We start from the raw sequence: 12,342 nt of genomic DNA, 5'->3' as shown, positions 1-12,342 counted from the left end.
ATTGTTAAAACTAAAGGTTATAAATGTCATACAATTTTCTATGGATGTCTCTCATATTAGCAATAATTAAACTTTTCCCATCTAACACAATTTCTAATTGATTTATATCTAAATCTGATTCTTGTGTTTTTAAAATCACACCAAAATTTTCTTTCATATATTTAATATTTGTTTTTTTATTTCCTATTATTTTAGAAATATTCTTTTTATTAGACTTCACCAACACGTTATTTATATTTTTATTTTGTAAAATAAGAAATTCTAAATAATCTTTTATCATCTCAGCTTCTACTAATTCTCTAAAAGCAGGGTGATATGGACCCGCTAAGACAGCTTTTCCCATTTGTATATCATCAGTAGCTTGAAGCCCGACTCTTATTACATTTATATCATTAACATAAAACAATACAAGTACTTTTTTTACTATTCTTATACTCTCGTCAAGTGTAAATGGCTTATATTCGTTTTGCTCCATCAATTTTTCCAGACCAGTCTCTTTTACCACTAAAGTTGGATAAATTCTTACACAATCTGGTCTAAGCTCTACAAATTTTTTGGCTGTAAATATGCATTTTTCTTCTGTATCAGCTGGAAGCCCAACCATCATTTGTAAACCAAGTTTAATTCCACTATTTTTTATCAACTTTGAACTCTTATATACAATTTCTGACTGATGACCTCTAATACTATTTAACAATACTTTTTCATCTAAGGATTGTACTCCAAGCTCTATTATACTTGTCTTATATTCTTTTAACATTTCCAATATTTCTTCACTAATACAATCTGGCCTTGTGGACATTCTAATATCTTTTATAAAACCTTTTTCTACATATTCTTTGGCAACAGCTAATAAACTTTTTTGTATATCTACATCTATAGCAGTAAAACTTCCACCAAAAAATGCTATTTCTACATCAGCATCCTTATCTATAGTCTTTAGACATTCTTCAATTATATTTCTTGCATCTTCACTAGTAACATCAGTACTCACACCTGTTATTTTTTTTTGATTACAAAATATACAATCATGAGGACAACCTTTGTGAGGAACAAATATAGGTATAATTCTCTTTTTCATCTACAACATCCTTCTAATCTAAATATTTCTTTTTATATTTTTACATATTATATTTATTTTTCCCATAATTTTTTCTTTAAAGCTACTTTAGCAGCCAATTGTTCTGCTTCTTTTTTACTTTTACCTTCTCCTATCCCCAAAACACCTTCATTAATTCCCACTTCCATAACAAACCTTTTATTATGGTCTGGTCCTTTTTCTTCTATAAGCCTATACCAAATATTATTTTCTCCATTTCCTTGTAATACTTCTTGAAGATGTGTTTTATAGTCTCTAAATATATTTCCCTTTCTTGAATCGTAAATTATATTTTCCATATGGTGTAATATAAATTGTCTTGCACTTTCAAATCCTCCATCAAGATATATTGCTGCTATTACAGCCTCAAATGCATCTGCTAATATTGAAGTTCTATGTCTACCTCCAGTAGCTTCTTCACCTCTACCCAGTAACATATGAACCCCTAAATTTATATCATTTGCAACTTCACTTAATGAATCCTCACAAACTATATTTGCTCTAAGCTTAGTCAATTCCCCTTCGGGCAGATTAGATTCTTCATTAAATAAATAATCACTTATCACTATGCCTAAAACTGAATCTCCTAAAAATTCTAATCTTTCATTAAAATTATATCTCTTATTTTCATTAGAATATGAACTATGTGTAAGAGCTTCTAGTATATATTCTTTATTTTTAAATTTATAATTTATAACATCTTCAAATCTTTGTATATTATCTAGTAATTTTTTACTTATCTTCATTATTACATCCCTCCAAAATCCTATTCTATAAATTCTAGTGTACTATTTTTGTGCAACTATTGCAAAACCAAAATCTAAAATACTTGTCCTCATAAAAATAAAACTACCTATGAAACAAAATATCTCATAGGCATCATAGGCAGTTTTATTTCTTATGAATTTTTATTCTCTATCATCACAATTCGAACAACCACCACATGTACAATCATCATCATCATCATAATCATCTTCTGATGATAATATTACAGCCTTACAATCAGGACAAACAACATCTACGTCATCATCATATAATAAATCTTCGTCTATTTCTACTAATTCTCCACAATTTGGGCATTCCATTTCTATATAGCTGAAGTCCTCATCGTCATCATTTTCTTCATCTTCTTCGTAAAGGTCATCTTCCATGTCAGCAATATCTTCTTCTAAATCTGCTAAATCTTCGTCTATAGATTCAACAAAATCTTGAAGTTCTTCCTGTTCTTCATCCAATGTTACAATAGCTTCTGCAAATACTTCTAATGCATCAACTATTTTATGTATCATTTTCCCTTCTTTACTTTCAGTGCTTATTTCTAAACCTTCTGCTAAACCTTTTAAGTATGCAACTTCTTCATATAAATGTTTCATGTAACACCCCTCGCTTTCTTTTTAATATATAAACTAAAAGCTCATATATCTTATATTATTAAGACATATAAGCTTTTATATACATAAATTTTTATACTCTTGATAAATATTCACCTGTTCTAGTATCTATCTTTACTTTATCTCCAGTATTTATAAATAATGGAACTTGAACAACTGCACCAGTTTCAACTGTAGCTGCTTTAGTTACATTACTTGCTGTATCACCCTTTATTCCTGGCTCTGTATCTACAACTTCTAGCTCTGCAAAGTTCGGAGCTTCCACTTGGAATGGTTGTCCTTGATAAAATCTTATTGTAGCAACTTCATTTTCTTTTAAGAATTTAATTGCATCTTCAACTTGATCATAGTTTAATGGTATTTGTTCAAAATTTTCTTGGTCCATAAAATAATATAACTCACCATCATTGTATAGATATTGCATTTGTCTTGTATCTATTACAGCTTTAGGGAATTTTTCACTTGGATTAAAACTTTCTTCTCTTATAGCTCCTGTTTTTAAATTTCTGTATTTAGTTCTAACGAAAGCAGCTCCTTTACCTGGCTTAACGTGTTGAAAATCAACTACTAAACATGGTTGTCCATCTTTTTCAAATGTAACACCTTTTCTAAAATCACCTGCTGATACCATTTTTTGTTCCTCCATATTAAAATAAATTTCTTATTTTTTAGTAAATTTTACATTACTATGCCTTTAAAATTATATCTCTTACTTGAATTCTGTCAAGTCAGGATTACAAATTTTTACTAATATCATAATATCATAAGTTATACAATATAAACAAGTATTTGGCAGATTACTTATCCTATATTTTTATTATTTACATCTATAATCACACTTTATACATTTTATATATTGATATTATTTATCTCTACAGCTATACTTTCCACTATTACTCATTACTTTTTATTTAAAAACAATGGATAAACATAATTTTTTAGATTTTTACAGAATAACTTTTATGAAAATTTAAAACATTTTTCTTCATTAATAATACTGTTACTTAAAATTACACATTTTTAATAAAATTCCATACTTTTACTTTAAACTCAGTTTCATATCTTTGATTACGTTTTGATAATTTCAATATTATATTAATATATTCTCCATTATTAGACATTGAGACATACATTTCATCTACATAATCACCAATTTCATATCCACCAGCTTGACTACTTTCACCATTTAAAGAATTTACAAACAACTTATTTCGTCTCTCATTTAATATAATTTCTTTGTTGCTTGTATATTCTTCATTATAAGTTGTATTTTCATCTATATATCTACATTTTATGGATGTCATTTTTTTTAAACCTTCATCATTAGAAGATAAATTTATTATCCCCTTAGAATTACTAATGATTCCTTCTATAGATTTTGTAATTTCAATACTTTGTTGTTGTAACTCCATTTTATCTTCTATTTTAACTTTTAAATTCATTGTAAGTGTAAATATAGAATATAAAGTTATCACCAGTACTACAATTACAGTTAAAGATACTGCACTTTCTAAAAGTAAATATCCACATTTACGTTTCATATTTTCCCTCTTTCAAAAGTACTCTTCCACTTACAGGTGTTATTGTTATAGTTTTATTTAATCTACCATTATATATCTCTATTGTAGTTGCTCTTTGAGGTGAGCCATCAGATTTAAATTTTATAGTTTCAATACTTCTTGCGATTCTTACATTTCTAGGCAGTACTATGGATTTAACATCTTTGCCATCTTTTCTCAATACATATCCTTCTTGTTCCTTTTGCTTTATATAGTATATATATGTATTGTAGTTGCTAAACATATTAATTCGTCTAACATACCTTATATCTGAACAAAGTTGACGTGCAAATAAATTTATTTTATGATTTTCAAGATTATCTTTTGGAAAACATATTGTAGTTATCAATAGTATTATACTTATGGATACTACTAATTCTATTACAGTCACATTCCTTCTTTTTTCAAAGTTATACACCCCTATACTTATATATATATACTAAGTTTTTTTCATCAAAGTTCTTTTTTATATTTTCTATTATCTCTTGGTCGATTTCTTCTTCTCCATTAGTGTTTTGATTATCAAAATCTTTACTGTCAGTCTCAAATATAGTTGAAAGTTCTATTTGGTCAAACGATTTAGACTCATCAGATGTTTCAATAAAATCTTTATCACTATAATCAGCCTCTGTATAATCTTTAATATCAACTCCTACCCATGGATTTTTAATTTCCACGCTCACTTTTATTACTTTTAAAAAGTCTTTCTCTCTAGCTGTACTTGTTATGTCAAATTCAAAAAAATCTCCTTTGTCATATATAGTATTGTTTTCTATTTTTAAATGAACTTCTTCTAAATTACTATAAGATATATCTTTTATTTTTTTTATACAATCAATCATATTATTTCCTAAGAAATAGTCTCTAAATTCTTCTTCATTATTAGATATATTAATAGCTTCTTCCACACAGCAAAGAACATTACTTATTGATATTTCTATACCACTTAAAGAAACTTCCCTTAGCTTAGCATCTTTATATTCTAATTCAAATAAGTTATCATTACTATAAATTAAACCTATACACATAATACATACAGTGCTTATAATAGAAAATATTATCAATGTTATTATTAATATAGAACCTTTATTATTTCGTAACATAACTCTTAAATCTTAATTGTTTTAAATCACTCTTAATTTCCATATTTATCTCATAACATTGATAATAGTTTAAAATTTGTTTCACTGTGCTATTTATCTCATAACCTTTTATGTAGTTTTTATTTATTTCATCCTCAGTCAATTGATATTCATTATTTTTTATTTTATATTTCTCATCTTCCAAGTATTTCTTTGCAATATTTAACATTTCTCTATTGGATACATTTTTACTAATAAAACTATAGCAGTTATATAAAGATGTAGATACCAAATACACAGCTACATATAATATGGCGATACTCATTATACATTCAATTGATATAAAACCACTCTTTTTCGTTTTCAATAATAAAAAACCTCTCATTAATATTTTTATTCTATAGATTAAATCTTAAGGATTTAGTTATAAATTCTTTTCATAAAGCTCTTTTATACAACTATTTTCATTACTATCTAACTTTATTCCAGTCCATATACAAAATGCACTTAGACCTTGATTTATTAACATATCAATTCCAAATATAACATCTAAATTGTATTTTCTCGCCCATTTTATAAGGCTTGTTTCATGAGGCTTGTATACTATATCACATACTAGTATTTTTTTGCTTGGAATCAATGATTCATCTATTGGACATAAGTTATTCCCCATACCTATTGGTGTAGTATTTATAAGTATATCAATTTTGCTTAAATCATTTTTATCAACTTCTTTAGTGCTATAGACTACATCTAATTTAAAACTGGATTTTATTATATTTGATATTTCCCTTGCTTTATCTATACTTCTATTTCTTATTTCTATAGATTTTACATTGTTAAATGCAAGTTCAATAGCAATACTTCTACACGAACCTCCACAACCTAATATCATGACCTTTTTGTCTTTTAGGTCAAACCCATTTTCAATTACAGCTTTTACAAATCCAACTCCATCAGTATTATATCCTTTTAATCTACCTCCTTCATTCTTAATCGTATTAACTGCTCCAACTAATTTTGCTTTGTAATCAATATAATCCAAGTATTTAATTATATTTACCTTATGAGGTATTGTCACATTACAACCCTCTACACCCATACTTTTTATGGACTCTACTGTTTTCCATAAGTCTTTTGACTCTACATCAAAGCATACATAAACATTATTTTGTTTGTATTTTTCAAATAAGTAATTATGCATGATTGGTGAAAAACTTTGTTTCACTGGATGTCCTAAAAGACATATAAGCTTTGTTTCGCTATTTATAATCATATCTTTCTCCCTTTTATTTATTGACATCTAAAATTCAATTTATACCAAATAAACTAATAATTTATCCGTCTTATTTTTTATATATTCAACAAAAAATTAAACTTAAATTCTTCTTTTTAATGTTATATTACAGCCAAAAGTTTGTAAATATATGTTTTAAATTCTAACAGTATACATATTATTTTATTGAATAACAGTCAACTTGGATAAGTCTCCTTCATATAATTTAAAGTGACCGTTAAAAAGGGGGGTGACTTATTGGCAGCGCTTAAATCTTTTGAAAAACCCTTAACCCCTGAAGAAGAGATTGAGTATTTAACTAAATTTAAAATAGAAAATGATAAAAGTGCAAAAGATATATTGATTGAAAGAAACATGAGATTAGTAGCTTATATCGCAAAAAAATATAACAATTCGACAGAAGATCAAGATGATTTAATATCTATAGGTACAATAGGATTAATAAAAGCTATAGAAACTTATAATATAGATAAAGGAACTCGATTGGCAACATACGCTTCTAGATGTATTGAAAATGAAATTTTAATGAATATCAGATCTAACAAAAAAAACAAATCACAAGTATCTCTACAAGACCCTATCGGAACAGATAAAGAAGGTAATGAAATAAGTCTTTTGGATATACTTGGTACAGATGTCAACTATGTTCTTGACGAAGTTGAGTTAAAAGTTCAAGTTGGAAAACTATATGAACAACTTAACAAAATACTTACTCCTAGAGAAAGAGAAATTGTCCAGTTAAGATACGGGTTAACTCCTTATGGGTATAAAACTCAAAGAGAAATAGCACAAAGACTTGATATCTCTAGATCATATGTGTCCAGAATCGAAAAAAAAGCTCTTAAAAAACTAGAAAAAGAGCTTGTTCAAGAAAATTAATATTATATTTTTAGAAGGATATATCGTATAACATTAGACAAAACAACTTGCCTAAAAATTAAAATTACGATATATCCTTAAATTTTATAATACATGACTTTATTTTATACTTTCACATATTTCTTTAAATATAGGTATTGCTGATTTACTTTCCTTTTGAGTTCCTTCTACTAGCACAGTTATTACATACTTAGGTCTTTTCTCTGGATAAAATCCAGTTATCCAACCATGATCTATTGGCTTTTTATTCAGACTACTTTGAGCTGTACCAGTTTTTACCCCACATCCTCCTTCTAAATCCTTTAGGACTTTAGCTGTTCCAACTTTAGAAACAGATTTCATAATTTCTTTTACTTGTGTGCATACATAAGGAGAAATAATTTCTTCTTTTTTTGAAGACTTATAGGTTTTTACTGTCTCCATATCATTATTTACAAGACTTTTATATAAATATAATGGTTCAAATGTTCCATTATTAGCTATTATCTGGGTCATTTGATTTATTTGGAGTGGTGTAAATTCTATATTTTCTTGACCTATAGCTAAATTACGTATTGATATATTTTTTGGAGCTTCTCTAATTCGTTCTTCATCAAGACCAATATCAACCTTTTCAAATAAATGTAATTTTTCAGCAGATTTTAATATCTTCTCTTTACCAACTTTCATTGCTATATCTAAAAATGCTGGATTACATGAATTAGAAAAAGTTTGCTGTAAGGATTGAAGACCATGTCCATCTAGTTTATTGCATCGCAATATTTCATTACTATTTCCAACTTTAGTTTTACCTTTGCAATTGTAGGTATAATTCTCATCTACAACTCCATTTTCAAGCGCAGAAAATAGTACTACCATCTTAAACACAGAACCTGGCGGATATGTCGATTTTATGACTCTATTCTCAAATTCTCCATTTTTACTCTTTAAACTCTTTGCTATGTTATTTTGGTCAAAATTAGGTCTAGAACACATAGCAAGAATTTCACCTGTAGATACGTCTGAAATCACTGCTGCTGTTGGATTTTCTTCTTTATTTAGTATTTGCTCTAAATTTTTTTGAATATCATAATCAATAGTAGTTTTTAAATGTTTATCTTTATCTTTTTCATCAATTGTTTTTACACTTCCCTTTAAAATATTTAGAGATTTTTCGTTTCCCGCATCTCCTGCTTTAAAGGCACTTATATATTTTTCATTTGAGTTTCTAAGCACACTATCCATACTTTTTTCTATCCCCAGTTGACCTGATTTATCATCATCTTTTATATAACCTATTGTATGTGATAATAAACCATCCTGTGAATATCGCATAGTCTTTTCTTCTAACATTATACCATTCTTCTCAAGTTGTTTTTTCATGCTCTTATCAATATTTTCGGTCTGAATTTGTATTATAGGATGTGCCAATTGTTCTTGTATAATTTTATATATTTCCAAATCATCCATCTTCGTAGCCTTCTTAACAAGTTCCAGTATTTTATAGTTGTTATTTAATTTTTCTTTCTCAACAACTAAAATCTGAACTTTACTTGTATCTGTAAGTTTCTTATTATTTCTATCATAAATTATGCCTCGTCCACTATTTAACTCTACTTTCTCAACACTCTGCGATTCAACATTTTTTTTGTACTTATCACCTTTTAATACCTGTATATCAACTAGCCTATATATTAAACCACTATAAATTATTAAAATTATAGTAAATATATACCAGCTTCTCTTTCCCACTTTTTTAAAAAATGGAGTCTTTTTTTTTGACATGAAATCACCCCTTAGATAATTTCATTATTGACAATTTCTAAGGGGCTAATACTATTTTTATTAAATTTTTATTACTCTTCAACTTTTTCTTCTATAACTTTTCTAAGCATATAATCTTTCTCAACTTTTACAGATAGTTTTAACTTAACTATCTGTCTAGGGTGAGGAGCTGATTCTATAGGCTCTCCTTCTTCGTTGTACATTTTTTCTATTTTAGTAAACATAGTTTCTTTATAAGGTCCCATAACTTCTATTTCATCACCAACACACATTTTATTTCTCTGTTCAACTACAATAAGCCCATTTTCATCCTCTGCCTCTCTAACTATACCTATAAAATCATAGTTTCTAACATATGATGCTGATTGATAATTTTGGTCTTCTGTTGTTGGCTTATTCAAGTAAAAACCTGATGTGAAATGTCTATGGCTCCCTTTCTTCAACTCTTCCATCCACATAGGATTAAATTTCCAGTTTTCAGGGTCCTTATAAAATTCATCTATTGCCCTTCTATATGCTCTTACAACTGTTGCTACGTAATACGATGTCTTCATTCTTCCTTCTATTTTTAAGCTTGTTATACCAGATTTAATTAATTCTGGTATGTATTCTATCATACACAAATCTTTTGAGTTAAAAAAGAATGTACCTCTTTCATCCTCATATATAGGGAAATATTCACCAGGTCTTTTTTCTTCAACTAAATGATATTGCCATCTGCAAGATTGAGCACAAGAACCTTTGTTTGCATCTCTTCCAGTCATATAATTACTTATCAAACATCTTCCTGAGTAAGAGATACACATAGCTCCATGCATAAAAGCTTCTATATCCATATCTAAAGGTGTTTTAGCTCTTATTTCAGATATTTCATCAAATGATAATTCTCTTGCCACTACAACTCTTTTTATTCCATGTTCATACCAAAAATTGGCACTAAGATAATTAGTTGTATTTGCTTGTGTACTTAAATGTATTTCCATATTTGGAATTACTTTTTTAATTACACTAAGAACACCTGGGTCAGCTATTATAACTGCATCTATTCCTATCTCTTCTAACTCCAATAAATAAGCTTCTAATTGTAGGAAATCTTCATTGTGAGGTATTATATTTACTGTTACAAAGACTTTCTTCCCTCTCTCATGTGCAAAAGCTACACCTTCTGCCATATCTTCTTTACTAAAGTTTTTTGCAGCAGACCTCATTCCAAAGATTTCTCCACCTATATAGACAGCGTCTGCTCCATATGTTATAGCTATTTTTAATCTCTCCAAATCACCTGCTGGAGCTAAAAGTTCAACTTTATTTAATTCCATCTACGTCACCTCTTTTACTTTCTTTATAACTTAATGCCACACCATCTCCGATTGGTATCAATGATGTACTCAAATAATCACAATTACATATATAATCTAAATAATTTCTCATTCTTTTTACTATGGTTTTCTTTCTTCTTACAACAAAATCATCATGTGCAACCATTCCTTTATATAAAATATTATCAGAAACTAATAGTCCACCATCTTTTAGCTTATCTATAACTAAATCAAAAAATAGCTTGTATTGACCTTTTGCTGCATCTATAAATATAAGGTCAAATTCACCTTGGATTTGACTCAATTTTTCTTCTGCATCTCCTTCTAGTATAGTTATGTTATTTTCAAATCCAGCTAATTTTATATTTTCTTTTGCTTTTTCTATCATTTTTTCGCTTCTTTCAACAGTTATTATATCTGCACCTTTTCCTATGATTGTTGCAAAGAAAATAGAAGAATAACCAATTGCACATCCTACTTCTAAAACTCTTTTCGGCTTTTGAATCTTTAATAAAACTTTTAACAAGTCTGAAACTTCTTTGTGTATTATAGGAACACTATTTTCTTCAGCATAAATTTCCAAATCTTTTAAAAGTCCTTCTTTTTCTTTTAATGTTACTCTTATATAATCTTCAACCAAGTCATTAACTATATTACTCATAAAAACACTCCCTAAAATAATAAACATCAAAATTTTGTCTTAATTTATTATTTTTTAAATTCATATTGCTCTGTATATTTACACTTTCTTTATTATAAATCTAAGAATAACAATTTTCAATAAAAAAGCCCAACATTATTCTTACCCTGTTAGACTTTTTATAATCATTGTTTATTTTGTGGTATTTTCATTATTTGTTGTTTTTGTATCTTTACCTTGTTTATCTCTCGCTTCCTTGTACTCTTTAACATATTTTAAATGGTCTTGATAGTTTGTACTATAGTTATTTCCTCCATCAATCTTTGCTACAAAATACAAGTAATCTGTTTTATCTGGATAAAGTGCTGCCTCAATAGATTTTATACCAGGATTTGATATTGGTGTAGGAGGTAATCCTTTATTTTTGTAACTATTATATGGTGAATCAATTTTTAAATCATTATAAGTTACAATTTTCTTTCTTTCTTCAAATATATATTGTATTGTTGCATCTGATTGAAGAGGCATACCTACTTTAAGTCTATTGTAAAATACACTTGCAATTATTGGTCTATCTTTATCAAGTACAGCTTCTTTTTCAATTATTGAAGCCATCTCCATTACTTCTTGAAGAGTCATCTTTGATTCTTTTTGTTTCTTTTTAAATTTGTCTGTATATTTACTATCAAATACGTTTAACATTTCATTTAAAATATCTTCCTCTGATTGTTTCTTTGAATTAAAATAATATGTTTCTGGATACAAAAATCCCTCTAAAGAAGTTATTCCATCTTCTTTTAAGAATGTAAACTTGTCATAAAACTCTTGAGGTTTTTTTATTAGATTTTCAAAGGTAGTTTTATCTCCTAAGTTTTTATTTACTAATATTGATATAATTTCTTTAGATGTAGACCCTTCTGGAATAGTTACTTTTACACCATCATGATATATTTTTCCTGAAGCTAAAAGGCTTATTATATCATTATTTGAATACGATTGATTAAGTAAATATGTTCCTGATTTTATAGATGGTGCCTTATTACTTATTTTTACTATCAATTTAAACAATAATTCATTTTTTATTAATTTATTTTCATATAGTATGTCAGATATTTTTCCAACTGATGCTCCACTTGGAATGTCAATAATTACATCTTCTTTGTTATTTTTGTCATAAGGACCTATTTGCATAGACACAAATATACCTACCACAACAATTAAAATAACAACTATTAATGCTACTATTTTCAATCTATTTTTTTTAAAATTCATAATATAATCTACTCCTTATGTATATTTGTCCATTTTCTAT

Annotated in this window: 14 protein-coding genes; 1 reads left to right on the top strand and 13 read right to left on the bottom strand. The window is 27.5% G+C overall.

What is annotated here, in order from left to right; genetic code table 11:
- Positions 1-10 precede the first annotated feature (10 nt).
- From IC173_RS00905 to aroE, 9 genes are all read right to left on the bottom strand, one after another.
- Positions 11-1,081, bottom strand: coding sequence for a radical SAM protein (locus tag IC173_RS00905; protein ID WP_227855033.1), 1,071 nt, complete (start codon positions 1,079-1,081; stop codon positions 11-13).
- A gap of 53 nt (positions 1,082-1,134) precedes the next feature.
- Positions 1,135-1,845 carry a ribonuclease III gene (gene rnc, locus IC173_RS00900; protein ID WP_227434158.1) on the bottom strand — a complete coding sequence of 237 codons (711 nt, stop codon included), beginning with the start codon at positions 1,843-1,845 and terminating at the stop codon, positions 1,135-1,137.
- A 162-nt stretch (positions 1,846-2,007) separates the two neighbouring features.
- Positions 2,008-2,472, bottom strand: a complete 465-nt coding sequence (locus IC173_RS00895) for a CD1247 N-terminal domain-containing protein (protein WP_227855032.1) — start codon at positions 2,470-2,472, stop codon at positions 2,008-2,010.
- A 91-nt stretch (positions 2,473-2,563) separates the two neighbouring features.
- Positions 2,564-3,121 carry an elongation factor P gene (gene efp / locus IC173_RS00890; RefSeq protein WP_227434156.1) on the bottom strand — a complete coding sequence of 186 codons (558 nt, stop codon included), beginning with the start codon at positions 3,119-3,121 and terminating at the stop codon, positions 2,564-2,566.
- A 379-nt stretch (positions 3,122-3,500) separates the two neighbouring features.
- Complete coding sequence (locus tag IC173_RS00885; protein WP_227831228.1) at positions 3,501-4,031, bottom strand: hypothetical protein; 531 nt, start codon at positions 4,029-4,031, stop codon at positions 3,501-3,503.
- Positions 4,021-4,440, bottom strand: a complete 420-nt coding sequence (locus tag IC173_RS00880; protein ID WP_227434154.1) for a hypothetical protein — start codon at positions 4,438-4,440, stop codon at positions 4,021-4,023. The genes IC173_RS00885 and IC173_RS00880 overlap by 11 nt, the downstream gene beginning before the upstream one ends.
- 19 nt (positions 4,441-4,459) lie before the next feature.
- Positions 4,460-5,152 (bottom strand): hypothetical protein, encoded by a 693-nt coding sequence (locus IC173_RS00875; RefSeq protein ID WP_227855031.1) that lies wholly within the window; start codon positions 5,150-5,152, stop codon positions 4,460-4,462.
- Positions 5,139-5,498 carry a hypothetical protein gene (locus IC173_RS00870; RefSeq protein ID WP_227823637.1) on the bottom strand — a complete coding sequence of 120 codons (360 nt, stop codon included), beginning with the start codon at positions 5,496-5,498 and terminating at the stop codon, positions 5,139-5,141. Before IC173_RS00870 ends, IC173_RS00875 begins: the two co-directional genes overlap by 14 nt.
- A 57-nt stretch (positions 5,499-5,555) precedes the next feature.
- A complete protein-coding gene (gene aroE, locus IC173_RS00865) occupies positions 5,556-6,407 on the bottom strand; it encodes a shikimate dehydrogenase (protein WP_227434151.1) in 852 nt (283 codons plus the stop codon).
- Between the two features lie 258 nt (positions 6,408-6,665).
- On the opposite strand from aroE, the gene sigK reads away from it, so the two are divergent.
- A complete protein-coding gene (gene sigK / locus IC173_RS00860) occupies positions 6,666-7,307 on the top strand; it encodes an RNA polymerase sporulation sigma factor SigK (protein ID WP_227434150.1) in 642 nt (213 codons plus the stop codon).
- Positions 7,308-7,406: 99 nt separating this feature from the next.
- On the opposite strand, the gene IC173_RS00855 is transcribed toward sigK, so the two are convergent.
- The 4 genes from IC173_RS00855 to mltG all read right to left on the bottom strand — a co-directional run bounded on the left by IC173_RS00855 (position 7,407) and on the right by mltG (position 12,302).
- Positions 7,407-9,071 (bottom strand): peptidoglycan D,D-transpeptidase FtsI family protein, encoded by a 1,665-nt coding sequence (locus tag IC173_RS00855; RefSeq protein ID WP_227434149.1) that lies wholly within the window; start codon positions 9,069-9,071, stop codon positions 7,407-7,409.
- A gap of 71 nt (positions 9,072-9,142) precedes the next feature.
- Positions 9,143-10,390, bottom strand: coding sequence for a peptidase U32 family protein (locus IC173_RS00850; protein ID WP_227855030.1), 1,248 nt, complete (start codon positions 10,388-10,390; stop codon positions 9,143-9,145).
- Complete coding sequence (locus IC173_RS00845; RefSeq protein ID WP_227434147.1) at positions 10,377-11,051, bottom strand: O-methyltransferase; 675 nt, start codon at positions 11,049-11,051, stop codon at positions 10,377-10,379. The genes IC173_RS00850 and IC173_RS00845 overlap by 14 nt, the downstream gene beginning before the upstream one ends.
- A 171-nt stretch (positions 11,052-11,222) precedes the next feature.
- Complete coding sequence (gene mltG, locus IC173_RS00840; RefSeq protein ID WP_227855029.1) at positions 11,223-12,302, bottom strand: endolytic transglycosylase MltG; 1,080 nt, start codon at positions 12,300-12,302, stop codon at positions 11,223-11,225.
- Positions 12,303-12,342: the final 40 nt, after the last annotated feature.

This window comes from Clostridioides sp. ES-S-0048-02 (assembly GCF_020658495.1).
GTDB lineage: Bacteria > Bacillota > Clostridia > Peptostreptococcales > Peptostreptococcaceae > Clostridioides.
This window is presented reverse-complemented; position numbering and strand designations above follow the sequence as displayed.

What these genes read in the sequence shown, in the direction of transcription:
- IC173_RS00905 (WP_227855033.1), bottom strand. Translation starts at nt 1,081, where the DNA reads ATGAAAAAGAGAATTATACCTATATTTGTTCCTCACAAAGGTTGTCCT.
- rnc (WP_227434158.1), bottom strand. Translation starts at nt 1,845, where the DNA reads ATGAAGATAAGTAAAAAATTACTAGATAATATACAAAGATTTGAAGAT.
- IC173_RS00895 (WP_227855032.1), bottom strand. Translation starts at nt 2,472, where the DNA reads ATGAAACATTTATATGAAGAAGTTGCATACTTAAAAGGTTTAGCAGAA.
- efp (WP_227434156.1), bottom strand. Translation starts at nt 3,121, where the DNA reads ATGGTATCAGCAGGTGATTTTAGAAAAGGTGTTACATTTGAAAAAGAT.
- IC173_RS00885 (WP_227831228.1), bottom strand. Translation starts at nt 4,031, where the DNA reads ATGAAACGTAAATGTGGATATTTACTTTTAGAAAGTGCAGTATCTTTA.
- IC173_RS00875 (WP_227855031.1), bottom strand. Translation starts at nt 5,152, where the DNA reads ATGTTACGAAATAATAAAGGTTCTATATTAATAATAACATTGATAATA.
- aroE (WP_227434151.1), bottom strand. Translation starts at nt 6,407, where the DNA reads ATGATTATAAATAGCGAAACAAAGCTTATATGTCTTTTAGGACATCCA.
- IC173_RS00855 (WP_227434149.1), bottom strand. Translation starts at nt 9,071, where the DNA reads ATGTCAAAAAAAAAGACTCCATTTTTTAAAAAAGTGGGAAAGAGAAGC.
- IC173_RS00850 (WP_227855030.1), bottom strand. Translation starts at nt 10,390, where the DNA reads ATGGAATTAAATAAAGTTGAACTTTTAGCTCCAGCAGGTGATTTGGAG.
- IC173_RS00845 (WP_227434147.1), bottom strand. Translation starts at nt 11,051, where the DNA reads ATGAGTAATATAGTTAATGACTTGGTTGAAGATTATATAAGAGTAACA.
- mltG (WP_227855029.1), bottom strand. Translation starts at nt 12,302, where the DNA reads ATGAATTTTAAAAAAAATAGATTGAAAATAGTAGCATTAATAGTTGTT.